The organism is Streptomyces sp. NRRL S-455 (assembly GCF_000717875.1).
GTDB lineage: Bacteria > Actinomycetota > Actinomycetes > Streptomycetales > Streptomycetaceae > Streptomyces.
In genome coordinates, this window is record NZ_JOCT01000003.1 from 1 (window position 1) to 25,821 (window position 25,821).

The window sequence follows — 25,821 nt, forward strand, 5'->3', positions numbered from 1 at the left end:
GCTTCCCTTCGGTCTTGCGTTTCCGACTCTATCAGATCTTTCCGATCCGATTTCCTCGGTGCTTTCCAGGTTCCCGCTTCCGCGTTTCCCTTTCCGGCGGTTCCGACTTTATCAGAGGATTCTGAGTCGGATTTCCCCGCCCGGCCGGGCATGGTCCCCGATGCCTGAGTTGGCCCGGGTGCCCCGTCGGGAGGAGTTGTAAACCTACTGGAGCGGGGCGCCCCGATGCAAATCGAGGCGCCCCGCTCCTAGTTGGCCCTTGCTTCGGCCCGACGGGCCGTCAGACCTCCACGACGACAGGCAGGATCATCGGGCGGCGTCGGTACGTGTCCGAGACCCACTTGCCCAGCGTGCGGCGAACGAGCTGCTGCATCTGGTGGGGTTCGACCACACCGTCCTGGGCGGAGCGCTCGAGAACCTCCGTGATCCTGGGGGTCACGTCGCCGAAGGCGGAGTCCTCGATGCCCGAGCCGCGGGCCTGGATGTGCGGGCCGCCGGTGATCTTCCCGGTGGACGAGTCGATGACGACGAAGACGGAGATGATGCCTTCGTCGCCGAGGATCTTGCGGTCCTTAAGGGCCGGCTCGCCCACGTCGCCGACCGAGAGTCCGTCGACGTAGACGTAGCCCGCCTTGACCTTGCCGGAGATCTTCGCCTTGCCCTCGACGAGGTCGACGACGACGCCGTCCTCGGCGATGACGATGCGGTCGTGCGGGACGCCGGTCAGGGCGCCCAGTTCGGCGTTGGCGCGAAGGTGGCGCCATTCGCCGTGCACCGGCATCAGGTTCTTCGGTCGGCAGATGTTGTAGAAGTACAGCAGCTCGCCCGCGGAGGCGTGGCCCGAGACGTGGACCTTGGCGTTGCCCTTGTGGACCACGTTGGCGCCCCAGCGGGTGAGGCCGTTGATCACTCGGTAGACCGCGTTCTCGTTGCCGGGGATCAGGGATGACGCCAGGATCACGGTGTCGCCCTGGACGATACGGATCTGGTGGTCCCTGTTGGCCATCCTGGAGAGCGCCGCCATGGGTTCGCCCTGGGAGCCCGTGCAGACGAGGACGACCTCACTGTCCGGGAGGTCGTCGAGCGTCTTGACGTCGACGACCAGGCCCGGGGGAACCTTCAGGTAGCCCAGGTCTCGCGCGATGCCCATGTTGCGCACCATGGAGCGGCCGACGAAGGCGACCCGGCGGCCGTACTCGTGCGCCGCGTCCAGAATCTGCTGGATGCGGTGGACGTGGCTGGCGAAGCTCGCGACGATGATGCGCTTGCGGGCGCCGGCGAAGACCTGGCGCAGGACGTTGCTGATCTCCCGCTCTGGCGGGACGAACCCCGGCACCTCGGCGTTCGTCGAGTCCGAGAGGAGGAGGTCGATGCCCTCCTCGCTCAGGCGGGCGAAGGCGTGGAGGTCCGTGAGGCGGCTGTCCAGCGGGAGCTGGTCCATCTTGAAGTCGCCGGTGTGGACCGCCATGCCCGCGGGGGTGCGGATGGCGACGGCCAGCGCGTCGGGGATGGAGTGGTTGACCGCGACGAACTCGCAGTCGAAGGGGCCGATGCGCTCGCGGTTCCCCTCCGCCACCTCGAGGGTGTACGGGCGGATGCGGTGCTCCTGGAGCTTGGCCTCGATGAGGGCGAGGGTCAGCTTGGAGCCGATCAGCGGGATGTCCGGCTTCTCGCGCAGGAGGAAGGGGACACCACCGATGTGGTCCTCGTGGCCGTGCGTGAGCACGATGCCCTCGATGTCGTCGAGACGGTCCCTGATGGACGAGAAGTCCGGCAGGATCAGATCGATTCCCGGCTGCTCCTCCTCGGGGAAAAGCACACCGCAGTCGACGATCAGCAGGCGGCCGCCGTACTCGAAGACCGTCATGTTCCGGCCGATCTCGCCGAGACCGCCGAGCGGGGTGACCCGCAGGCCGCCTTCGGGGAGCGGCGGGGGCGAGCCGAGTTCGGGATGCGGATGACTCAAAAGACTCTCCTCAACCACGCACGCCACGTACCGGTGGGGCACGTGGCGCTCGTGACGTTCGTGCAGAAGCAGTTGTCGTGTGGGGTCGGTGCGGGCACCGGTGGCCCGCTTATTCAGTTGTGAAGCACATGCGCGGGGGCCGCGCGAAGTCTGATGTCAGAGCTGTACCCCGCCGGCGGCAAGATCGATCTTGAGTTGCTCGATCTCCTCGGGCGCGCACTCGACCATGGGGGCGCGCAGGGGTCCGGCGGGCAGGCCCTTGAGGGCGAGCGCCGCCTTGGTCGTCATCACGCCCTGGGTGCGGAACATGCCCGTGTAGACCGGGAGCAGCTTCTGGTGAATCTCGGTGGCCTTCTGGACATCGCCCGAGGTGTACGCCTCGACCAGGGCGCGCAGCTCGGGGGTGACGACGTGGCCGACGACCGAGACGAAGCCGACCGCGCCCACGGAGAGCAGGGGCAGGTTCAGCATGTCGTCGCCGGAGTACCAGGCGAGGCCGGAGGTGGCGATGGCCCAGCTCGCGCGGCCGAGGTCGCCCTTGGCGTCCTTGTTGGCGACGATCCGGGGGTGCTCGGCGAGGCGGACGAGCGTCTCGGTGTTGATCGGGACGCCGCTGCGGCCGGGAATGTCGTAGAGCATGACCGGCAGCTCGGTGGCGTCGGCGATGGCAGTGAAGTGCCGGTACAGGCCCTCCTGCGGGGGCTTGTTGTAGTACGGCGTGACGACGAGCAGGCCGTGAGCGCCGGTGCGCTCCGCGGCGCGCGCGAGTTCGATGCTGTGGTGGGTGTCGTTGGTGCCGACCCCGGCCACGACGTGGGCGCGGTCGCCGACGGCCTCCAGGACCGCCCGCACGAGATCCGCTTTCTCCGCATTGCTGGTGGTCGGGGACTCGCCGGTGGTGCCGTTGATGATCAGGCCGTCGTTGCCTGCGTCCACCAGGTGGGTGGCGAGCCGCTGCGCGCCGTCGAGGTCGAGTGCGCCGTCCGCCTTGAAGGGCGTGACCATGGCGGTGAGGACCCGCCCGAAGGGGGTCTGCGGAGTCGAGGTCGGAGCCATGGGTTACACGCTACTCGTTGCTCAGGACCGGGTCTGCCCTAGGGGGAGGCGACAAGTCATGACAAAGGTGGAGCCCGGCACTGCCTGCTCGGGGGTTCAAGCAGTGCCGGACCCGTTTGATCAGGCTAGATGAACTTCTCGAAATGCCGCAATACGGACACTTCGCACGGCTGAACCGTACATCAGTACCTGATCGGGGACCGGGCCGCGCTAGGGCGCCACGCGTCCGTTGGCGTTGAAGGCGGCGTAGGTGAGCGGCATGAGCCGGGCCCACTCGGCCTCCATCTTCTCGCCGACCATCTCGATCTCGCGCTGTGGGAAGGACGGCACCTTGGCCAGCTCGTGCTGGGTGCGCAGGCCGAGGAAGTGCATCAGCGAGCGAGCGTTGCAGGTGGCGTACATCGAGGAGTACAGGCCGACGGGGAGCACGGAGCGGGCGACCTCGCGGGCGACGCCGGCGGCGAGCATCTCCTGGTAGGCCTCGTAGGCCTGGCGGTAGGAGTCCTCCATCACACGGCCGACGAGCTCCTGCTGGGCCTGGGTGCCCTCCACGAAGACGTACTTGCCGGGGCGGCCCTCCTGGACGAGCTTGCGGGACTCGTCGGGGACGTAGAAGACCGGCTGGAGCTCGCGGTAGCGGCCGCTCTCCTCGTTGTAGGACCAGCCGACGCGGTGCCGCATGAACTCGCGGAAGACGAAGATCGGGGCGCTGATGAGGAAGGTCATCGAGTTGTGCTCGAAGGGGCTGCCGTGCCGGTCCCGCATCAGGTAGTTGATCAGGCCCTTGGAGCGCTCGGGGTCCTTGTTCAGCTCGTCCAGGGACTGCTCGCCGAGGGTCGAGACGCGGGCGGCGAAGAGGACGTCCGCGTCGGACGCGGTGTGCTTGACCAGCTCGACGGTGACGTCGCTGCGGTAGCTGGGCTTGGGGTCGTCGGCGGGGGTGTCGGTCACGGTTGGCAGGGCCTTCCCATCTCGTCGTGTGGCGACGCCACTCTACGGGCCGAGGAAAACCGCGCGATCGGTGGCGTGCCGCAATGAAGTCGGTGAAACAGGGCACCTCTGAGGGAGTTCGTTCGTCTCTACGGATGACAGTGATCCGTTTCCACCCCAGAAGGAGAAGCACCCCTGATGTTCGGTCGGCGTGAACCCGTACCGTTTGCCTTCGTCGCCGAGGCCGACAGGTTCCGCAGCAATGTCACTCCCCCACCGCGTGAGCGGCTGTCCGTCGGCCAGATGGCCGGACGATGGCTGATGGGTCTGAGCATCGTGGCGGGGCTCGTGGGGTCCCTGGTGATCGGGACGCCCGCGCTGTCGACCGATCGCCAGGACTCGCAGCCGCAGCAGTCCCAGGCGTCGCAGAAGCACTGAGCCGCCGCCGGTCGGCGCTGACTCCATCCGGCCCCCCGCCAGTGGTGACCGGGGACACAGATCGGTAGCCTCACCGGGCACAGCCCACGCATGGATCGAGTGAGGACCCGCCGTGCCCCTGCCCTTCCTGACGGCCGACCGCGTATTCGAGGCGGCGGACGACGTTCCGCTGCCGTACGACGACCGTGACCGCTGGCGGCGGCCGTACCGGCCCGGGCCGTGGCGCGTCGCCGCGGCGGCGCTGGCGCTGCTGCTCGCCTCGTTCGTGCTGTTCGCGGCGGTCATCATCGCGGCGACGGCCGAACTGACCTCGGCCGGGGTCGTCTTCGGGCTCGCGTTGCTCGTCATCGCCGGGGCGCTGCGGTTGCTGCGCGTCGGCGTGTGGGTGAGTCCGCGCGGGCTGCGGCACGTGGGCTTCCTCACGACACGTACGGCGTCCTGGGACCAGGTCTCCTCCGTGCGCACGGTGCAGCAGCCGGTGCGCTGGCTGGGGCTCCCGCGGACCGTGCAGGGGCAGGCGCTGCTGCTGGTGCGGCAAGGGCAGTCGGCGGACGGTGCGCTGCCGCTGATGACCACGCACAACGCGGACTTCGTGGGCCGGGTGGAAGCCTTCGACCGGGCGGCCGACAAGGTGGAGGCGTGGGCCGAGGAGAACCGGGCGCACTGACGTCCTGATCTCATGACGGCGGGGCCGGACCGTGCGCGGTCCGGCCCCGCCGGTATGTGCGATGCGGTTCAGGCGGCTTCGGGCTGCTTGCCGTCGTGCAGGGCGATCGCGCGTTGCATGGCCTTGCGGGCGCGCGGGGTGTCACGGGCGTCGTGGTAGGCGACGGCGAGGCGGAACCAGGTGCGCCAGTCGTCGGGGGCGGCCTCCGTCTCGGCCTTGCGCCGGGCGAAGACCTCGTCGGCCGAGTCCCGGTCGATGCGCCCGCTGGGGGTGCGCTTCAACTCGTCGACGGGCAGGCCGCCCTCGGCGTCGAGTTCGGCGGCGAGGGCGTTGGCCCTGCGGACGAACTGGGTGTTCTTCCACAGGAACCACAGGCCGATGACCGGCAGGATCAGCACCGCGACACCGAAGGTGACGGTGAGGGGTGTGCCGGTCTCGATGAGCAGCACGCCACGGCTGCCGACCAGGACGAAGTAGACGACCAGGACGGCGGCCGTGAGGGCGTACGTGAGCTTCGCGCGCATGACGGTCAGCGGCTCAGTTCAGGTCCAGGAAGTGTTCCAGGCCGAAGGTCAGGCCCGGAACACTTCCCACGCGGCGGGCGCCGAGCAGGATGCCCGGCATGAAGCTGCTGTGGTGGAGCGAGTCGTGGCGGACCGTCAGGGTCTCGCCCTCGGCGCCGAGCAGGACCTCCTGATGGGCGAGCAGGCCGCGCAGCCGGACCGCGTGGACCGGGACGCCGTCGACGTCGGCGCCGCGGGCGCCGTCCAGGGCGGTCGTCGTGGCGTCGGGGGCCGGGGCGGTGCCGGCGGTGCGGCGGGCCTCGGCGATGAGCTGGGCGGTGCGCGTGGCGGTGCCGGAGGGAGCGTCCACCTTGTTCGGGTGGTGCAGCTCGACGACCTCGACCGACTCGAAGTACGGGGCGGCGATCTGCGCGAACTTCATGGTGAGGACGGCCCCGATGGAGAAGTTGGGCGCGATGAGCACGCCGGTCTCCGGGGACTTCTCCAGCCAGCCCTTCAGCTGCGCGAGGCGCTCGTCGGTCCAGCCGGTGGTGCCCACGACCGCGTGAATGCCGTGGCTCACGCAGTAGTCGAGGTTGGCCATGACCGAGTCGGGCGTGGTCAGCTCCACCGCGACCTGGGCGCCGGTCTCGGTCAGCGTCTCCAGCTTGTCGCCCCGGCCGAGGGCGGCGACCAGTTCCATGTCCTCGGCGGCCTCGACGGCCCGGACGGCTTCCGAGCCGATCCGGCCCTTGGCGCCGAGGATCGCCACGCGCAGCTTGCTCATCTCTTGTGCTTCCTTCACCAGGGGATTGTCAGGCGACGGCGTCGTGCAGGCGGGTCGCCTGTTTGTCCTTCAGCGGGCCGATGACCGACAGGGAGGGCCGACGTCCCAGGATCTCGCGGGCGACCGAGCGGATGTCGTCCGGGGTGACCGACGCTATGCGGGAGAGCATGTCGTCGACGGACATCTGCTCGCCCCAGCACAGCTCGCTCTTGCCGATCCGGTTCATCAGCGCGCCGGTGTCCTCCAGGCCGAGGACCGTGGAGCCCTGGAGCTGGCCGACGGCACGCCCTATCTCGTCGTCGGAGAGGCCGTGCTCGGCGACGTGGTCGAGCTCGTCGCGGCAGATCTTCAGCACGTCGTGCACCTGCGAGGGCCTGCATCCCGCGTACACGCCGAACAGGCCGCAGTCGGCGAAGCCGGAGGTGTACGAGTAGACGCTGTAGGCCAGGCCGCGCTTCTCCCGGACCTCCTGGAAGAGGCGGGAGGACATGCCGCCGCCGAGGGCGGTGTTCAGCACGCCGAGGGCCCAGCGGCGCTCGTCCGTGCGGGACAGGCCCGGCATGCCGAGCACGACGTGCGCCTGCTCGGTCTTGCGGTCGACCAGCTCGACGCGGCCGGCCGTGCGCAGGGCACGCTTGCCGCTGCGTGGGCCGACGGGGTCCGCGGCGAGGTCCCGGAAGGCGCCGGCCTTCTCGAAGGCGGCCCGGACCTGCCGCACGACCTTGGCGTGGTCGATGTTGCCGGCGCAGGCGACGACCAGGTGGGTCGGGTCGTAGTGCTTCTTGTAGAAGCGGCGGATGCGGTCGGCGGTGAGGGCGTTGACCGTGTCGACCGTGCCCAGCACCGGGCGGCCGAGGGGGTTGTCGCCGAACATGGTGTGCGCGAACAGGTCGTGCACGCAGTCGCCCGGGTCGTCCTCGGTCATGGCGATCTCTTCGAGGATGGCGCCGCGCTCGACGTCGACGTCCTCCTCGAGGATGAGCGAGCCGGTCAGCATGTCGCAGACGACGTCGATCGCCAGGGGCAGGTCGGTGTCGAGCACGCGTGCGTAGTAGCACGTGTACTCCTTCGCCGTGAACGCGTTCATCTCACCGCCGACCGCGTCGATGGCGGCGGAGATGTCCAGGGCTGACCTGCGGTTCGTGCCCTTGAAGAGCAGGTGCTCCAGATAGTGCGTGGCGCCGTTCAGGGCCGGGGTCTCGTCGCGGGAGCCGACGTGCGCCCAGATGCCGAACGTCGCGGAGCGGACCGAGGGCAGGGTTTCGGTGACGATACGCAGGCCGCCCGGGAGGGTGGTCTTGCGGACCGTGCCGATGCCGTTCTGGCCCTTGATCAGGGTTTGGGTACGGGCGACGGCCCGCCCCTCCGTGGAGGTGCGGGCCGTCGCCTTGAAGCTGCGCGACGTCACTTGTCGGCGTCGTCCTTCTGCGTCTCGTCAGCGTCCTCGCCCTCGATCACCGGGATGAGGGAGAGCTTACCGCGGGAGTCGATCTCGGCGATCTCGACCTGGACCTTGGCGCCCACACCGAGCACGTCCTCGACGTTCTCCACGCGCTTGCCGCCGGCCAGCTTGCGGATCTGCGAGATGTGCAGCAGACCGTCCTTGCCGGGCAGCAGGGAGACGAACGCACCGAAGGTGGTCGTCTTCACGACCGTACCGAGGTAGCGCTCGCCGACCTCGGGCATCGTCGGGTTGGCGATGCCGTTGATCGTGGTGCGGGCGGCCTCGGCGGAGGGGCCGTCGGCGGCACCGATGTAGATCGTGCCGTCGTCCTCGATGGTGATCTCGGCGCCGGTGTCCTCCTGGATCTGGTTGATCATCTTGCCCTTGGGGCCGATGACCTCGCCGATCTTGTCGACCGGGATCTTCACGGTGATGATCCGCGGCGCGTTCGGGGACATCTCGTCCGGCGTGTCGATCGCTTCCATCATCACGTCGAGGATGTGGAGGCGGGCGTCACGGGCCTGCTTGAGGGCAGCGGCCAGGACGGAGGCCGGGATGCCGTCCAGCTTGGTGTCGAGCTGGAGGGCGGTCACGAACTCCTTGGTGCCGGCGACCTTGAAGTCCATGTCGCCGAAGGCGTCCTCCGCACCGAGGATGTCGGTGAGGGTGACGTAGTGCGTCTCGCCCTCGATCTCCTGGGAGATCAGGCCCATGGCGATACCGGCGACCGGGGCCTTCAGCGGCACACCGGCGTTCAGCAGCGACATGGTGGAGGCGCAGACCGAGCCCATGGACGTCGAGCCGTTGGAGCTCAGCGCCTCGGAGACCTGGCGGATCGCGTAGGGGAACTCCTCGCGCGTCGGCAGGACCGGGATCAGGGCGCGCTCGGCGAGGGCGCCGTGGCCGATCTCGCGGCGCTTCGGGGAACCGACGCGGCCGGTCTCGCCGGTGGAGTACGGCGGGAAGTTGTAGTTGTGCATGTAGCGCTTGCGGGTCACCGGGGAGAGGGTGTCCAGCTGCTGCTCCATGCGGAGCATGTTGAGGGTGGTGACACCCAGGATCTGGGTCTCGCCACGCTCGAACACGGCGGAGCCGTGGACCCGCGGGATGGCCTCGACCTCGGCGGCGAGCGTACGGATGTCCGTGACACCGCGGCCGTCGATGCGCTTCTTCTCCTTGATCACGCGCTCGCGGACCAGGGTCTTGGTCAGCGAGCGGTAAGCGGCGGAGATCTCCTTCTCGCGGCCCTCGAACTCCGGCAGGAGCTTCTCGGCGGCGAGCTGCTTGACGCGGTCCAGCTCGGACTCGCGCTCCTGCTTGCCGGCGATGGTGAGCGCCTGGGCGAGCTCGGGCTTGACGGCGGCGGTGAGCGCCTCCAGGACGTCGTCCTGGTAGTCCAGGAAGATCGGGAACTCGCCGGTCGGCTTGGCGGCCTTGGCGGCGAGGTCCGACTGGGCCTTGCAGAGCACCTTGATGAAGGGCTTCGCGGCCTCGAGACCGGCGGCGACGACCTCCTCGGTCGGCGCCTCGGCGCCGCCCTCGACCAGCTTGATGGTCTTCTCGGTGGCCTCGGCCTCGACCATCATGATCGCGACGTCGCCGTCCTCCAGGACACGGCCCGCGACGACCATGTCGAAGACGGCGTCCTCGAGCTCGGTGTGCGTCGGGAAGGCCACCCACTGGCCGCGGATCAGCGCGACGCGGACGCCGCCGATCGGGCCGGAGAAGGGCAGGCCGGCCAGCTGCGTGGACGCGGAGGCCGCGTTGATCGCGACGACGTCGTACAGGTGGTCGGGGTTGAGAGCCATGATCGTGGCGACCACCTGGATCTCGTTGCGCAGGCCCTTCTTGAAGGACGGACGCAGCGGGCGGTCGATCAGGCGGCAGGTGAGGATGGCGTCCTCGGAGGGACGGCCCTCACGGCGGAAGAAGCTGCCGGGGATCTTGCCGGCGGCGTACATCCGCTCCTCGACGTCCACCGTGAGCGGGAAGAAGTCGAGCTGGTCCTTGGGGTTCTTGGAGGCGGTGGTGGCCGACAGCACCATGGTGTCGTCGTCCAGGTACGCCACGGCGGAACCGGCGGCCTGCTTGGCCAGGCGGCCGGTCTCGAAGCGGATGGTGCGGGTGCCGAAGGCGCCGTTGTCGATGACGGCCTCGGCGTAGTGGGTCTCGTTCTCCACTAGCGATATCTCCTCGTCTTCGTCCCGTCGCTGCCCGTGTGGCAGGGGGACGGTTGTGGAGAAGCGCTCCGGGCTGTGCGGGCCGGTCTTCGATCGAAGCACCCGGGGCTCGCATTCCCCCGGGGGCCACTACCGAGGACCGGCGGCGGCTGGGTGCGCCTCTCCTCTTCTTGTCGTGCTGTGTCGTCCGTATTGCGTTGTGCTACCCACACTACAAAGCCGTGGTGACACTCCGCACGTACAGCAAAGGGAGCGGTCCCGTTTTCCTCCGGGAACCGCTCCCCTCACGGCGTCTTACTTGGCGCCCGCCGCACCGCGGCGGATGCCGAGGCGGTCGACCAGCGCACGGAAGCGCTGGATGTCCTTCTTCGCCAGGTACTGGAGAAGGCGGCGACGCTGACCCACCAGGATCAGCAGGCCACGGCGGGAGTGGTGGTCGTGCTTGTGGGTCTTGAGGTGCTCGGTCAGGTCGGAGATCCGACGGGACAGCAGAGCGACCTGGACCTCGGGGGAGCCGGTGTCACCCTCCTTGGTACCGAACTCGGACATGATCTGCTTCTTCGTAGCGGCGTCGAGCGACACGCGTACTCCTCATTGGTCTGTGGATGCCACCGAGTGCCCCCGGTCTGCTTCTCGGGGGAGCTTCCGTGACTCGGAAGGCGGGGATCCGCTGGGCGCGGCCTCCAGGGCGCTGGGCTCCGGAGGTGCGTACACAAACGGCCGTCACTCAGGGTACCAGCCCGCACATGGCGTGATGTCCGCCCGGTACCGGCGTCCTGCGGCCGGGACGTCAGACGCCGCCGCGGACCTTCGCGTAGACGTCGAGGACGGCCAGGCAGATCGGCACGAGCGACAGCAGCACCATCGAGTCCGCGAGGTCCAGCATGCGGCCCCAGAAGGGGGAGAGCCCCTTCTGCGGCACGATCAGGGCGATCGCGATCAGCAGCAGCACACCGGCTGCGACCGAGGCGCCGAGCCACAGGGTGCGTACGTCGACCGGTCCGGAATTGCCCTGCAGCAGCTCCATGACGATGTCGGCGGGCGGCGAGATCGCGAGGCCGAGGATCAGCAGGCCCAGAGTGACGACACCGGCGACGAACAGGCACGTGACCTGGGCGGTGTAGCGGAACAGGCGGGCCCGCAGCATCGCGGCGAGGCCGGTGACCAGGGCCAGCAGCTGGGCCCAGCCGTTGTCGCTGAAACCGAGCACCGCGCCACCGGCGCCGATGATGACGACGGCGCAGCCGCCCACCAGGCCGAGCAGCAGCTCGTGGCCCCGGCTGGTCTGGGCGACGATGCGCTGGACGTCGACGGCCTCCATGTCGCCCTCGCGGCCCTCGCGGCGGGCGCGGGCCAGGTCCTCGGGGTTGCGGAAGCCGATCGGGAGCTTGGCGAAGCGGGCCGACCAGCCGGGCAGGAAGCCGACGACCGCCAGGGCGACGACCGCGGTGCCGGCCGCGATCTCGCGCGGCTCCGCCTCGGTGAGTACCCCGCAGAACACGGCGAGGGTGCCGATCGCGGCGGCCAGCGCGGCGGCCACGAAGGGGGCGTCGCCCTGCGGCAGCAGCATGATCAGGACGACGGAGAACAGCAGTACGGCGACGCAGCCGACGAGGAACTGGAGCTTCCCCGGCCCTTCACCCGCGTCCTGGGGAATGACGCCCGAGCCGGCGATGAGTGCGTGCGGCAGCGCCGAGATGCCGAGCGCTACGGCGGAGTGGCGGTCGTCGTACACCCGGGCCCGTACGCCGGAGAGTGCCGTCAGGGCGACTGCGGTCACTCCGGCGAGGATGCCCTGGAGGCCGTTCATGTCGTGCCGGACCGGATCCGCGAACCAGAAGACGAAGCCGAGCATGACCAGCAGCAGCGCACCAGCGACGAGACCGGCCACCCGCATCAGGTTGTCGTTCCAGCTGCGGATGTCCTGCTTGACCGCGGCGGCGATCGCGTCCACCACGTCGTCGTGAACGGCGGGCGGCAGGGAGTCGGCGAAGGTTCGCAGCAGCAGTACGTCGCCGTCCCTGACCCGGTGCTCGAGCAACGAACGGCTCGCGTCGAGCACTTGGCCCTCACGGCTCACGAGGTGGTAGCCGGCGGGGCTGGTGTCCGACTGGACCAGGCCCGAGAGTCTGATGATCTCAGGAAAGAGGTCCTGAATCGGCAGATCCTCCGGCAGCGCCACATCGACACGGCTGTCCGGCGCTGCGATGGTGATTCGGCAGAAACCTGTCGAAGTCCCCGTGCTCACCTGGTGTTTCCCCCTGCTAGACAAGGCTGCTTCACGCCGCTCGTACGACGCGAAGCGCCACCTTATCCGTTGCCCTGCAAGGCGCAGGGCCTGCCTCCCTCAATCCTCCCCGTACCCCCTCCGCATCTCCATCGTCCTGGCTCTCCTGGGCACTGGGCGCATCAGTAGGATCGACGCCTACGCGGACGACGCCTACGCGGACGGGAACACGTCGCGGTACACGGGGGCGTCGGTGCCAGGACGTATCAATCGCGAAGGATGAGTGCATCGGTGAGCGTCGTCATCATCAAACGGCCACCGCGGATAGTGCCCCCGGTCGTCCCGGACGGCGAGGTCAAACTCGAGACGCCGCCCGAGATCCCGCGCGAGGGCGACGAGAGCATGCTGATGAACCTGCTGCCCATGATGGGCATGCTGGGTTCCGTGGGCTTCTTCTTCATGCCCAACCTGCCCTCCTACATGAGAGTCGTCGGCGGGCTGATGCTGGCCTCGACCCTCGCCATGGCCATCGCCCAGTTCGCCAAGTCCCGGCAGGGCGGCGGGGCCGGGATGGCCCAGGACCGGCGTGACTACTTCCGCTATCTCGAGCAGGTCCGCAAGGACGTGCACAAGACTGCTGAACTGCAGCGGCAGAGCCAGCTCTTCCAGCATCCCGACCCGGAGCAGCTGTGGGCGGTGGCGGCCGACAGCAAGCGGCTGTGGGAGCGGCGCCCGACCGACGCGGACTTCGCGTCCGTACGGATCGGCCGTGGCGTCCAGCAGCTGAACACTCCGCTCGTCGCGCCGGAGACGGCTCCCAAGGACGAGCTGGAGCCGCTGACCGCGGCGGCCATGAAGGCGTTCCTCGACGCACACGGCAGCCTGTCCGACCTGCCCGTCGCCGTCTCGTTGCGCGCCTTCTACCACGTGACGGTGTGCGGAGACACCGACACGGTCTACGGCAACGCCCGTGCGTCGCTGTCCCAGCTGGCGACGCTGCACTCGCCCGAGGATCTGATGATCGCCGTGGTGGCGCACCCCTCGGCGACGGCGGACTGGGACTGGATCAAGTGGCTGCCGCACAGCCAGCACCCGAAGGCCAAGGACGGAGCGGGGTCGACCCGGCTCCTGTTCGACGACCTCGGTGAGCTGGAGGAGGCGCTGGCCGACCAGTTGGACGACAGGCCCCGCTGGAACCGCGAGGCCAACCCCGTCTACGACCAGCCGCACCTGATCGTGGTGCTCGACGGCGGCACGGTGCCGCCGGACTCCGAACTCGCCAGTTCCGAAGGGCTCCAGGGCGTCACCTTCCTCGAGATCGCCCCCGGCGAACTGGAGGAGGAGCTGCGCGCCGGCCTGACGATCTACGTGAAGCAGGACCGGATGCGGCTGTTCGTCGGCCACGAGTCCGCGTACTCCGGCAAGCCGGACGTACTGAACGTGGCACAGGCCGAGTCGCTGGCGCGGCAGCTCGCCCCCTTCCGGGTCGGCTCCGCGGAGGAGGGCGAACCCCTCCTGTCCAACCTGGACTTCACGGACCTCATGGGCATCGGCGACGCGGGGACCGTGGACGTCTCGCGCACCTGGCGGCCGCGCACGCTGCACGAGCGCCTGCGGGTGCCGATCGGTGTCGGCGAGAACGGCGAGCCGGTCATGCTGGACCTCAAGGAGGCCTCGCAGGAGGGCATGGGCCCGCACGGCCTGTGCGTCGGCGCCACCGGTTCCGGCAAGTCCGAGGTACTGCGTACGCTGGTGCTCGGCCTCGCGGTGACGCACTCCTCGGAGACGCTGAACTTCATCCTCGCGGACTTCAAGGGCGGTGCGACCTTCGCCGGCATGGCGGACATGCCGCACACCGCGGCCGTGATCACCAACCTCGCGGACGACCTCACCCTCGTCGACCGCATGCGTGACTCCATCATGGGTGAGACGCAGCGCCGTCAGGAACTGCTGCGCTCGGCCGGCAACTACGCCAACCTGCACGACTACGAGAAGGCCCGGGCGGCGGGCGCCGCGCTGGAGCCGATGGCCTCGCTGGTGATCGTGCTCGACGAGTTCTCCGAACTCCTCACCGCCAAGCCCGACTTCATCGACATGTTCATCCAGATCGGCCGCATCGGCCGTTCGCTGGGTATCCACCTGCTGCTGGCCTCGCAGCGCCTGGAGGAGGGCAAGCTGCGCGGCCTGGACACCTACCTGTCGTACCGGATCGGTCTGCGGACCTTCTCCGCGGCCGAGTCCCGTACGGCGATCGGTGTCCCGGACGCCTACCACCTGCCGTCGATCCCCGGCTCCGGCTATCTGCGGTACGACACCGACACCATGGTCCGTTTCAAGGCGGCGTACGTGTCGGGGCCGTACCACGGCGAGGGCCCGTCCCGGGTGCACCGTTCGACCCAGCTGCGGCCCGCGCTGTTCACGGCGGAGCAGGTGGCGCTGCCCCCGCAGCCGGTGGTCGAGGAGCCGGAGCCCGACAACAGGGTGGACGACGCGCTCGCCGACACCGTCCTGGACGTCCTCGTCGGCCGGATGGTCAACCAGGGCCCGCCCGCCCACCAGGTGTGGCTGCCCCCGCTCGAGGAGGCACCGTCGCTGGAGCAGCTCCTCCCGCAGCTCGCCGTCACCCAGGACCGCGGTCTCACCGCGCCCGACTACACGGCCCTCGGCCGGCTCAACGTGCCGGTCGGCCTGGTGGACAAGCCGTTCGAGCAGCGGCGTGACGTGCTGTACCGGGACTTCTCGGGCGGTGCGGGCCACGGTCTGTTCGTCGGTGGCCCGCAGTCCGGCAAGTCGACTCTGCTCCGCTCGCTCGTCTCGTCGTTCGCGCTCACCCACACGCCCAGTGAAGTGCAGTTCTACTGCCTGGACTTCGGTGGTGGCAGTCTGATCGCGATGGAGGAGCTCGCACACGTCGGCGGGGTCGCCAACCGTCTCGACGCCGAGAAGGTGCGTCGCACGGTCAGCGAGGTGGAGGGCATCCTCAACACGCGCGAGGAGTACTTCCGCGCCAACAACGTCGACTCGATCCAGACCTACCGGCAGCGCAGGGCCGCAGGGCACCTGCCCGACCAGCCCTGGGGCGACGTCTTCCTCGTCATCGACGGCTGGGCCACCTTCAAGACCGACTACGAGATGCTCGAGCCCACCGTCACCGAGATCGCGACGCGCGGCCTCGGCTTCGGTGTGCACGTGATCCTGACCGCGAGCCGCTACACCGAAGTGCGCCCCGCGCTGAAGGACATGCTGCAGAACCGCGTCGAGCTGCGGCTCGGTGACCCGACCGAGTCGGAGATCGACCGCAAGGTCGCGCAGAACGTGCCGGCCACCATGCCGGGCCGCGGTCTGACCCCGGACAAGCTCCACTTCATGGCCGCACTGCCCAGGGTCGACGGCTCCTCGGAGACGGAGGACCTGTCCGAGGCGACCTCGATCCTCATCCGCGGCATCAACGACAACTGGCAGGGCAACCACGCCCCCGCGGTGCGCCTGCTGCCCACGATGCTGCCGGTGGACCGGCTGCCCAAGGGCTTCGAGCACCCGGACCGCGGTGTCGCCTTCGGCATCGACGAGTCCTCGCTCTCGCCGGTCTTCGTCGACTTCGAGACCGACCCGCTGTTCATCGTGTTCGGTGAGAGCGAGTCCGGTAAGTCCGCGCTGCTCAGGCTGCTGGTCAAGCAGATCACCGAGCGGTACACGCCGGACCAGGCGAAGATCGTCATGGGTGACTACCGTCGCGCCCACCTTGAGGGCGTGCCCGACTCGCACCTCTCGCGGTACTGCGCGTCGGCGCCCGCTCTGACGGAGACGCTGGAGGGCCTGGCCGGTTCGATGAGCCGCCGTATGCCGGGCCCGGACGTCACGCCGGAGCAGCTGCGCAACCGCAGCTGGTACAGCAGCCCGGACGCGTTCGTCATCGTCGACGACTACGACCTGGTGGCGACGGGCGTGAACCCGCTGGCGCCGCTCCTGGAGTACCTGCCGTTCGCTCGTGACATCGGCCTGCGCATCATCATCGCGCGCGCCTCGGGCGGTGCGAGCCGGTCGCTGTACGAGCCGGTCATGCAGCGGATGCGCGAGCTCGGCGCCCAGGGTGTCGTGCTCTCCGGCGACCGTTCCGAGGGCGCGCTGCTGGGCAACATCACGGCGACGCAACTTCCGCCGGGGCGTGGGTACTTCCACACGCGTCGGCGTGGTGGGCAGCTGGTTCAGACGGGGTGGCTGCCGAGCCGGTTCTGAGGTCGGTTGGTTTGGAAGGGGCGGTACCCGGGTGGGTGCCGTCCCTTCTTGCTTGTTTTCGGAGGAGCCGGACCTCGTATGGCCGTGCGGGCTAGGTCTCGTTCGGGTGACGCCGCTAAGGTGGAGCCGCGACTGAAACGGCGAGCTACGGGGGCAGTTGTGTCGTCGGACTACATGGACTCCGATCCTCAGGTCCTCAAGACCGAGGGCTTTCACATGTTCAACGTCGGGGTGGACTTCGCCAAGGCCGTGACCGCACTGCAGACCGGACTGACTGCCCTGGAGAAGGGTGACACCCCGCCGTGGGGTGACGACGACATCGGCGAGAAGTTCGGAGTCGTCTACGAGGGCCTGCGCGACGGCATGTACGAGTCGATGGCGAGCCTGGCGGAGCGCTTGGCCGGGATGGGTGTCGCCTTCACGAAGATGGGCGTGAAGCACGAGCTGAACGAGGCCGAGCAGGAAGCCGTCTGGCAGCGGACGATGTCCGAGTACGACGGTCAGGTGCAGGTGCCGTCCCGATCCGTGCAGGCCACGCTGCGGCCCCGCCAGGACCTCTGATCCGTAACGGACGCATGGGGCCGACTGACGCAATAGGGTGAGACCCACACCACGTTCGCACGTCAGGAAGAGGCCCAGCCGCATGACCGAGGCACGCAACAGCGAGGTCGCAACTCAAGCCGAGGACATCAAGGCGCGCAAGGAGCGGGAGCGGGACGAGCTCTACGCCCTCGACATCTCGGGCGTCGAGTGGCACTGCGCGCCGGGTACCGAGGAGCACGAGGAGCGGGTCGAGATCGCGTACCTGCCCGAGGGTGCGGTGGCCATGCGGTCCTCTCTGGATCCCGACACCGTGCTGCGGTACACCGAGGCGGAGTGGCGGGCGTTCGTGCTGGGGGCGCGGGACGGGGAGTTCGATCTGGAGCCGGCTCCGGAGGGCGGGGGCGTGGCGGGCGAGTAGGTCCGCTCCTCGTCGCACTCGGGGGTTTCGGCCGCCGTCCGCCAGAAGCGGGCGGCGGTCGCTGTTCTCGTGGCGGACGGTCAGAAAAGTGCTCGGATCAACAGTCCTGCCCTGCAACGAATTTGTGACAGCAACCCTCTGAAGTTGTCTTCCGGTGAGTCCGTAAGCTGTGGGCAGGGCTGTACATCTGTGTGGTTTCCCTTGACGGGTGAGGGAGTTGTACGGCCGCAACGGGTGACGGGGGTGCCTTCCGCTGTGGCGATGATGTTGCCGGACGAGCTCGAGTGGGTTCTCGAGATGCTGGGCTACAAGTGGCCGACGGCGAACGAGGACAAGCTCAGAGACTGCGCCGTCATGTGGCGGCAGTTCGGCGAGAAGGTCACCGAGCTCCACACCAAGGCCAACAACAGCGCCCGCACGGTGACGGCACACAACGCCGGCGAATCGATCGACAAGTTCACCAAGACGTACGAGAAGTTCGACGGCGGGGGCGGCCAGGACGGATACCTCCGCAATGCCGCCGAGGCCGCCTTCCTCATCGCGAACGTCCTGGAGTCCTGCGCATACCTCGTCGAGTTCGCCAAGTGGGCGGTGATCGCCCAGCTCATCGCCCTGGCCATCCAGATCGCCGCCGCCGCTGCCGCCGCACCCGTCACCTTCGGCCTGTCCTCGGCAGCGGGCCTCGGCGCCACCCAGGTCGCCCGCATGATCGTCCGGCGCATTCTCGACGAACTCAAACAAGCCATGATCGAGGCGCTCATCGAGACGATGAAGGAGCCCGCGATCTCCGCGGTCGAGGCGATGATCAGCGACCTCGTCCGGCAGACCGTGAACGTCGGCTTCGGCGCCCAGGAGGGCTACGACGTCGGCGCCACCATGAAGGCCGGCGGCGAAGCAGGCCTCGACGCCCTCAGGCAGAGCCCGCAGACCTTCGCCGAAGGCGTCCGCGACAGCCTGGGGCACAAAGCCGGCAGCCGGACTCGGGACGCGATCGACGGCCGTGTCGACGGGTATGACGGGCCGTCGGGGTTGTCGGGGAGCGACAATGACAGCGGAGGCGGCGGTGGCAAGGACAGCGGCAGCGTCTCCGGGGCGGAGAGTTCCAGCTCCTCCTCCGACTCCTCGTCCTCCGGCCCCTCGTCCACCGACTCCTCGTCCTCCGGCTCCAGTTCTTCGGGCTCCGATTCCTCCACCTCGACACGCAATGGCAGTGGACCTGGTGCGGGCATAGGCGGCGGGATATCCGCCGACACCGGCGACAACGGCATCGGCGCCCCGGATGTGGGTGCAGGTCCCAACTCCGACTCCGACCCCGGGTCCAATTCCGGGGGCCCGTCATCCTCGGACAGTCCGTACTCGAGGCCGGTCCCCTCTGCCGGGCCGTCCCTGTCGGACTTCGACGACCCGGCGCCAGGCGGAACCTCGCCTGGTCGTGCGGACTCCGACGGCTCGTCCGGCACTCCGAGCACGCCCGGGCCCTCGCACTCCGGCGGCGGCTCCCCGGTGTCCGGCCTGTCGTCCCCGACAGCGCAGTCCGCGCCCCCGTCCGCGTCGTCCGGCGGTACGGCGTCCTCACCCGGGGGCGGCTCGATCGGCACCCAGATCGACGGGCTGGCGGCGAGTACGCCCACGCAGTCCAACGCGGCGCCGACACCGACGGCGGCCGACTCGTCGCCCGCCGGCACCGGCGGCCGTTCGGACGGCGGCTCGGCCATGCCGACGTCACCCACGGCACCTTCGACCGGGGGCGCGACTCCGGGCACGCACCACGGCCCGAGCGGCTCCGGCGGAACCTCCTCCACGACGAGCCCGACGCCCGGTTCCGGCCCGGCGAGGAACCCTTCCGCCGGCACACCCGGCACGCAGTCGGCCACCGCTGCCACGAGCCCGACCAGCCCGAACACCTCCAACGCCGGTCCGGCGAGGAATCCATCCGCCGCACCGCCGGGCACCACCGCGTCCGCCGCGGGAACGGGACCTGCCTCGACACCGAGTCCCACCACGTCTTCGGCGACGCCCCGGACAGCACCGTCGTCGACGCCTTCGCAGACGCCGGATCCCCGAATACCCGGTTCCGACGGCCGGACCCCCGGTACGGCGGGCAGTCGCGTCCCGAACCAGAACACTCCAGACACGACGCCGGGCGACCACATACCGCCTCGCAACACCCCCGGCACGGCACCGGGCGACCGGGCCCCATCCCGGGACACCCCAGGTACGACACCAGGGGATCGCACGCCCAACCGGGACAACGCCGGCACTACGCCCGGCGACCGCACCGCGCCGCGTAACAACGCGGACCCGGCCGGCGCCCGTACGCCCGGCCAGAACCCGAACCAGCCCACCGCGAACCAGAACCCGGCCCAGTCGTCGCCCTCCAGGACGCCGTCCGCGTCCACCAACACCCCGACGACCACGCCGTCGAGCTCCCCCAACAACGGCCCTGACCGAGCCTCGACGCCGAGCAACAGCACCCAGGGCCCGTCGATACAGCCCGGCCGCGCTCACACGCCCGGCACGCCGCCCACCCCCGGCACTTCGAACCAGCCGAGCCCCGGCACCGGCTCCACCCCGCCGCGACCTCACCAGCCCGCCGGCCACACGCCCAACACCCCGCCAAACCCGAACCCGACCCCGAGCCCCCACAGCCCGCAGCAGCCGGCCGCACAGCCCCACAAGCCGGAGAACACACCGCCCGACCGGGATCGGCAGCACCAGCAACAGCAAGTGACGGCCGTCCCGATCCACACGGTCGTCACGACCCCGGCTTCCTCGCAGTCCCCGTCACACGCGGACCCTGCCACGCCCCAGCAGCCGGGTTCACCCCAGGCCACCCCCAACGACTCCAACAACCAGAAACACCCGCAGCAGGACAGCCTGGACGACATCCGCGCCGACCTGGACCAAGCCCCCGGCGGCCTGTCCCAGCCCGACCCCGCCGATCAGCAAGCCCTGGTCGACACCGTCCCGCACAACGAGGACGGCACCCCGGAGCGCTTCCCCGACCCCTTCGGCCCCTGGACACAACTCCAGAACGACGGCGGCAACACGGTCCCCGGACGCAGCAACAACTGCGCCGACTGCTCCCGCTCCTTCCTGGAGACCTGGTACGGCAACCCCCAGGTCTCAGCCCCCCGAACCGTCGACCTCGACGAGAACGGCAAGCACAACCCGTTCACCCCCGAGAACAACGCGAACGACAACCAGATCCGCTGGACCGGCGCCGCCCACACCTACGCCGGCCCCGGCGGCGACCCCAGCACGGCCAACAGCATCGCCTCCACCCTCCAGCAGGCCGGCCCCGGCTCAGCGGCCATCGTCCAGGTCGACTGGCCCGGCGGAGGCGGCCACGCCTTCAACGTCGTCAACCACAACGGCAAGATCGTCTGGATCGACACCCAGAGCGGGGAGGTCAGCGACCAGCCCCTCCACATCGACAAGGCCACACACGTCTGGCACATCCCGCTGGACGCCGACCGCAACCCCATCGACACCAGCCAGTCCGACGACAAGGACTCCGAGGACTCCGACAGCAAGAGCGACGAGTCGCAGGACCAGAACGGCGTCGCGGTCCACCAGGAGGACTCCGAGAACGGGCCGGCCGACCAGGCGGATCCCTCGGGCGAGAAACGAGCACACACTCCCGACGCCGCATCGGAGTCGGCCTCCAGCCCCGCAGACGGTGACAGGGAGCACAAGAGCGGAAGCGACCGGCTCACACCATCGGGCCGAGACGACACCTCGCCCGCCGGAAACGACACTCGCACCAACGAGACTGCTGCGCCCGGTTCGGACAGCACCACCGCCGCAACGCCCGAGTCGCACGCGCCCTCGCAGAGCGACCGCTCGGACGAGCCGCGCGGGCAGGACCGGTCCAGCGCGAAACCGAGCGCGGACGAACGGACGGATGCCAAGGGCGACACCCGGGCGCGCTCCGACCGGCAAGCGGAGACGACTCGCGACAACGTGCCCCGAGGCCCCCGGAACCCCGCCGGACAAGACGCTGTCCAGCACGGCGCCCCCTCGGACCCGGCCGGCGACAAGGGCAACACCAAGGATCCCGACGACCGCCCTTACACCGATCCTCACGACCGAGGTACCAGCGACACCTCGGCCGAAAGCCGCCGTGTCACCGAAGGCGGGCCGGACAGCGATGTCTCACGCACCCATGAAACACCGGAGAGCGACAAGGCCAAGGAGTACGGCATCGAGCCCGACGAACTGCAGCAAGGGCTGCGTCGGGGGCAGAACGTCCACAGGGTCGAACTCGACCGGGTCCACACCCAGCTCGACCGCTGGGCGGAATCGGGCGCCCTCGCCGACGTCATGCGGGCGACGACCGGCAACGGTCCGCAGGCCCATCCTGACGGGTCGCGCAGCTTTACCCGGGACCAACTCATCAACAGTCTTCCCGGCTTCGGTGGCCTTTCACGTGGCGAGCAGCACGCCGTTGTGGCGTCCCTTGCCCGGCTCAGCCTTTCCTTCCACCAGGAACACGCGGTGGGCCGCAGCCCGGAACGGATCCCATATCCGTACAGGAACGACGGCGAAAGCGCCCCGGACAAGGACACTCCGGACCGGGGCGCAAAGCTGTCCAAGGAATCGCTCGGAGTGCGGCTGCATCGCATGGCGATGAACGCACTGTTCAAGAAGGCGGAATTCAAGGCACTCGAGCCTGACAAGCTCAAGGAAGTCAAACGTCACGGACCTGATTTCAGTGGAAAGAACTATGCAGTCCTCGAGGTGAAGGGCCCTCCGCCGAAGAACGACGTTCATTACATCGTGGACTCCTCTGTCCCAGCGAACAAGGAGCTGAAAGGCGTACAACCGCGTCACTCGGAAAGGCACCTGCTCGACTGGCTCAAGCGTATGGATCCGGACGGATCGACGTACACACCTCTCGGTCTGTATACCGAACGAGAACCATGTGGAGAGGGCCAGGGCCACGCGAAATGCTCCGATACCCTCCAGGATGAACGACTGAAGGGGATACCGATCCACTACAGCACCACTTATCGTGACGACCCTGTGGGCGTGGCCACACGCGGAGAAATGTCAGACGACAAGAGGGACGCGCTCAAGCAGATGAAGGGCAGGTCCGACCAGGAGTGCAGAGAGATCGCCGAAGAAATATGGCGAGAGCACTACAAGGACGACCAAGCGGGCCTCGATAAGGCATTGAAGAAGCTGGAGGACAAGAGCGGCGACGCCCTGCGTAAGGCCATACGAGGCGAGTTTGACGCTCAGCGTAAGGCGACCACGACACACAAGGAGGCGGCCATCAAGGCGGAATTTGATCGGCACATCAACGCCTTGCAAGGAACTTGGAAGAAGCTCCGTGCCGACATTCAGGGCTGATCGAGCACCTGGAGTTTCCGTTCATCGGCGCCCTCACTCACTCTCCACACACCACAACTAGGCTGTGCACCATGCCAGACAACATCGACGCTCTTGTACGTGACCTCTCCGACGATGATCGGAGCGTGTGGCAGGCCGCCGAGGACCGTCTGGTCGCCCTCGGCGCACAGGTGGTCGACCATCTGCTGCCCCATATCGCAGAGGGCGGGGGGTCACGGCTGAAACGAAGTGCCGAGGCCGTCCTGCAGAGGCTGGGCGACGAGGCACTGCCACGCCTGCGGGAGATTCGACGACAGGGCCCCGGGCGTCTGCGCAGCAATGCCCTGAAAGCCCTGGTCGACCTGGAGGGCGCCGAGAACCTGGACGAGGGTGACCGGCGTGCCTTGGAACGCCTCGTGCGGATCAAGCTCATCGACGAACGCCCGGTGAGGCTGCCGTCGGAGGCCGGCCGCTGGCTGGCCTTCCCGGCCGACCGGCTCGACGACGCCGTAACCGCTCTCGGTCTGCACGACCTTCGACCGGCCACCGCCGTCATGGGCGTGGCCGCTGCCACCAAGGCCACCGACTCCCTCGAGTTCCCGGACTCGCTGGGGAAGACTCGGACCGCCTACCGGGTGTTCATCACACCGGCGTTCGAGACCTGGCTCGAAGAATTGCCGATCCAGAACTGGCGCCTGGTGTGGGGAAATTCGTTCATCGACCAGCTCGACGGCTTCACGCTGGCCGACAAACTCAGCGAGCGATGCGGTGAGGCGCACTTCTACGTCGTCGACCCCTACAACTCCGCTGAGAACTGGTACGTCGCCCGCGAGGGCCACGGGGTGCGGAGCTTCGGCAGTTACGACCACCCGCGGTTCCAGGGAGAACCCCTGCCGTTCGAGGTGGAGTACCGAGAAGACGCCGACGAGGACGAGGAATACGCCGAGGGCGTTCCGTACGCTCGCACGGCAGCCGACCTCATCTCCGTCGAACCGGGCCGCATGCCCGCCTCCGGTACCGACGGCCATGGTTGGCTCGCCACCACCCACCCCGACATACCGAACTCCCGCTTCAAGGGCGCCCTGCCCATCTGAGGCCCACGCTCCCGCCAGCGGAGGACGGCAATCCATGACCGATTCAACCGACAGCTACGCGCCACACCCCCACATAGGCGGCCGCACCAACGCCTTGCGTGCGCTCACGGCCTGGCGCATGGCATGCCCGGGGGCGCCTCGTGTGATCGCGCTGACCGGAAACTCCGGCAGTGGGCGCTCACGGTTGCTCACCGGGTTTCTGATGCTCTGCGACGCCGAGTCCCGCAAGGAACTGGAGCTCGACCGGCTCGACCCGTCCTGCGTGCCTCCGGAGTTGCCCGCCCCCGCCGCGGCGAATGCGCGTGGACTGACAGCCCAGCAATTCCTCTGGTCCCTTGCCGATCACTACGAGCTGGCCGTGGCCCGCAGTGAGGACGTTTACACGGAGCTGGCGGCCCTCGGCGAGCCCGTGTCACTCGTAGTGCTGGATGCGGATGAGGCAGGTCCGGTCCGGCACACGGACGAGCCATCCGAACTCGTGCGTCATGTACTCAGGCCCCTCGCCGCCCTCGACTCGGTCCGCCTGGTGGCGGAACTGCCGCGGCATCTCGTCTCCGAACTGGCCGAGGGCCTTCCAGCGGGCGTGGTGCAGATCATCGATCTCGACGAGCCGCAGTGGGCCGACCCCGAAGGGCTGGTACGGCACGCCGAAGCGGCACTGAGACCTTCGTTCGCCGGAGTGAACTTGCCGTTCACCGTGGACCCGGAGATCCGGCACGCCCTCGCCGCGGCCATCGGGCGCCGTGCGGGCACCAGCCCGCTCGTCGTGCAGTTGGCCGTCCAGAGCATCCTCATCGCCCCCGAAGGTGTCGACGATCCGACAGACGATGGCCGGTTGCCGACCTCTGTCGGCGACGCACTCGATCTGCACGCCGGACGGCTCGGCGCCGACCCGCAGACGCTGCGGCTGATGCTGGCTCCGCTCGCCCTTGCCGAGGCAGACGGTATGCCCGCCCGTCTGTGGGCTCGACTGGTGAGCGCGGTCGCCGGAAAGGACATGAGCCAGGCCCTCGCGGAGGGCATGCCGCTCGTCGCCCCCTTCGTACAGCCCGTGGAGCGGAAAGCGGACGGAGGCGGAAGCGGAGCCGAGAACAGCGGACAGACCCTGCTACGCCTCCTGCATCCCGCCATTGGCGACACGATCCGGGCCGACCTGCCGAACGTCCGAGCCGCTCAGACGCAGATCGCCATGGCACTGCTGGAGGCCGTGCCGGAGCAGGACTGGAGCAAGGCCGAGCCGTACGTACGCGACCACATCGCCGGCCACACGCTGGCGGCGGGCCTGTTGCCGCAACTCCTCACGGATCCAGGGCTGTTCGTCCATGCCGATCCGGTGCCGCTGCGCGCCGCCATCGAGGCGGTACCGGTGGAAGAGCTGGGCGCTCCCGCCCGTACGTATCTGCGGACTGCCCCCTTGCTGACCCGTAACGAGGTCTCCGAGCCGTGGCGTGCCGCTCTCCTGGAGACGGCGTTCGTCGAGGACGGGCTGCCCGAGTATGCCCGCGCCCTGCACCGACTCGGCTTCGAGCTGCCCTGGCAGACCTTGTGGAGTCTGCCCGTCTCCGGCATCAGTGAGGTGACGGTCGGCAGCCTGCCCGATACCGAGAGCTCTGGGGTCCCCGTGGCGGTGCTCGTCGTACCACCGGGCACTCCCGGCGCGAGTCCCACGGAAGAAGGTGGAAAATCAGCGGTGCTCATTCACAGCCTGCTGTCATCGGATGATGTTCCGCACGCGGACCCCGGGGAGATCCTGCGCCCGTCCGAGGAGGAGCGTGGCGCCGCTCCGCTGGGGTTGAGCCGCGGCACTGATTACCTCCGCATCTGGGACCGCGCGAGCGAGGAGGTTGTGGCCGCGTTGATCTCCGACGTCCCGTTCATCTCCGCCGACCTGTCCCCCGACGGCATCCTGGTCGTCGCGACCGAACGCGGGGCGAAGGCCCTCCGCATGCGCGCAGCGGAGGCGGCGATAGCCTCGTAGGCACGCAGGGCAGGCCC

Annotated in this window: 17 protein-coding genes; 8 read left to right on the forward strand and 9 right to left on the reverse strand. The window is 68.9% G+C overall.

The window, feature by feature from the left end; genetic code table 11:
* Nucleotides 1–280: 280 nt before the first annotated feature.
* The 3 genes from IE97_RS0104145 to thyX all read right to left on the reverse strand — a co-directional run bounded on the left by IE97_RS0104145 (nt 281) and on the right by thyX (nt 3,973).
* On the reverse strand, nt 281–1,966 hold the full coding sequence (locus IE97_RS0104145; protein WP_030231179.1) for a ribonuclease J: 1,686 nt from the start codon (nt 1,964–1,966) through the stop codon (nt 281–283).
* A 156-nt stretch (nt 1,967–2,122) separates the two neighbouring features.
* The gene (gene dapA / locus IE97_RS0104150; protein WP_030231180.1) at nt 2,123–3,022 is read right to left on the reverse strand and encodes a 4-hydroxy-tetrahydrodipicolinate synthase; all 900 of its coding nucleotides are present in this window, start codon (nt 3,020–3,022) and stop codon (nt 2,123–2,125) included.
* A gap of 210 nt (nt 3,023–3,232) precedes the next feature.
* The gene (gene thyX, locus IE97_RS0104155; RefSeq protein WP_030231181.1) at nt 3,233–3,973 is read right to left on the reverse strand and encodes an FAD-dependent thymidylate synthase; all 741 of its coding nucleotides are present in this window, start codon (nt 3,971–3,973) and stop codon (nt 3,233–3,235) included.
* 177 nt (nt 3,974–4,150) lie between these two features.
* Between thyX and IE97_RS0104160 the strand changes: the two genes are divergently transcribed.
* Complete coding sequence (locus IE97_RS0104160; protein WP_030231182.1) at nt 4,151–4,390, forward strand: hypothetical protein; 240 nt, start codon at nt 4,151–4,153, stop codon at nt 4,388–4,390.
* A gap of 112 nt (nt 4,391–4,502) precedes the next feature.
* Nucleotides 4,503–5,057: a hypothetical protein gene (locus IE97_RS0104165; RefSeq protein ID WP_030231186.1), complete on the forward strand. Its 555-nt coding sequence runs from the start codon at nt 4,503–4,505 to the stop codon at nt 5,055–5,057.
* Nucleotides 5,058–5,125: 68 nt separating this feature from the next.
* Here the strand turns inward: IE97_RS0104165 and IE97_RS0104170 are convergent, their stop codons facing one another.
* The 6 genes from IE97_RS0104170 to eccD all read right to left on the reverse strand — a co-directional run bounded on the left by IE97_RS0104170 (nt 5,126) and on the right by eccD (nt 12,219).
* Nucleotides 5,126–5,581 (reverse strand): hypothetical protein, encoded by a 456-nt coding sequence (locus IE97_RS0104170; RefSeq protein ID WP_030231188.1) that lies wholly within the window; start codon nt 5,579–5,581, stop codon nt 5,126–5,128.
* A gap of 13 nt (nt 5,582–5,594) precedes the next feature.
* A complete protein-coding gene (dapB, locus tag IE97_RS0104175) occupies nt 5,595–6,347 on the reverse strand; it encodes a 4-hydroxy-tetrahydrodipicolinate reductase (RefSeq protein WP_030231189.1) in 753 nt (250 codons plus the stop codon).
* A gap of 28 nt (nt 6,348–6,375) precedes the next feature.
* Nucleotides 6,376–7,755, reverse strand: a complete 1,380-nt coding sequence (locus IE97_RS0104180) for a M16 family metallopeptidase (RefSeq protein ID WP_030231190.1) — start codon at nt 7,753–7,755, stop codon at nt 6,376–6,378.
* The gene (locus IE97_RS0104185) at nt 7,752–9,971 is read right to left on the reverse strand and encodes a polyribonucleotide nucleotidyltransferase (RefSeq protein ID WP_030231191.1); all 2,220 of its coding nucleotides are present in this window, start codon (nt 9,969–9,971) and stop codon (nt 7,752–7,754) included. The genes IE97_RS0104180 and IE97_RS0104185 overlap by 4 nt, the downstream gene beginning before the upstream one ends.
* Before the next feature lie 294 nt (nt 9,972–10,265).
* Complete coding sequence (gene rpsO, locus IE97_RS0104190) at nt 10,266–10,553, reverse strand: 30S ribosomal protein S15 (RefSeq protein WP_010042739.1); 288 nt, start codon at nt 10,551–10,553, stop codon at nt 10,266–10,268.
* A 208-nt stretch (nt 10,554–10,761) separates the two neighbouring features.
* Nucleotides 10,762–12,219, reverse strand: coding sequence for a type VII secretion integral membrane protein EccD (gene eccD, locus IE97_RS0104195; RefSeq protein ID WP_030231197.1), 1,458 nt, complete (start codon nt 12,217–12,219; stop codon nt 10,762–10,764).
* A 270-nt stretch (nt 12,220–12,489) separates the two neighbouring features.
* On the opposite strand from eccD, the gene IE97_RS0104200 reads away from it, so the two are divergent.
* The 6 genes from IE97_RS0104200 (at nt 12,490) to IE97_RS0104225 (ending at nt 25,804) form a co-directional block, all read left to right on the forward strand.
* On the forward strand, nt 12,490–16,434 hold the full coding sequence (locus IE97_RS0104200; protein ID WP_030231201.1) for a type VII secretion protein EccC: 3,945 nt from the start codon (nt 12,490–12,492) through the stop codon (nt 16,432–16,434).
* 174 nt (nt 16,435–16,608) lie between these two features.
* The gene (locus IE97_RS38200; protein ID WP_158708230.1) at nt 16,609–16,995 is read left to right on the forward strand and encodes a hypothetical protein; all 387 of its coding nucleotides are present in this window, start codon (nt 16,609–16,611) and stop codon (nt 16,993–16,995) included.
* 82 nt (nt 16,996–17,077) lie between these two features.
* A complete protein-coding gene (locus IE97_RS0104210; protein WP_030231209.1) occupies nt 17,078–17,395 on the forward strand; it encodes a DUF397 domain-containing protein in 318 nt (105 codons plus the stop codon).
* 261 nt (nt 17,396–17,656) lie between these two features.
* Nucleotides 17,657–22,753, forward strand: a complete 5,097-nt coding sequence (locus IE97_RS39190; protein ID WP_158708231.1) for a toxin glutamine deamidase domain-containing protein — start codon at nt 17,657–17,659, stop codon at nt 22,751–22,753.
* A gap of 71 nt (nt 22,754–22,824) precedes the next feature.
* Nucleotides 22,825–23,826: a hypothetical protein gene (locus IE97_RS0104220; protein ID WP_234324026.1), complete on the forward strand. Its 1,002-nt coding sequence runs from the start codon at nt 22,825–22,827 to the stop codon at nt 23,824–23,826.
* 34 nt (nt 23,827–23,860) lie between these two features.
* Nucleotides 23,861–25,804, forward strand: coding sequence for a hypothetical protein (locus IE97_RS0104225; RefSeq protein WP_030231224.1), 1,944 nt, complete (start codon nt 23,861–23,863; stop codon nt 25,802–25,804).
* The last annotated feature ends 17 nt before the right edge of the window (nt 25,805–25,821 follow it).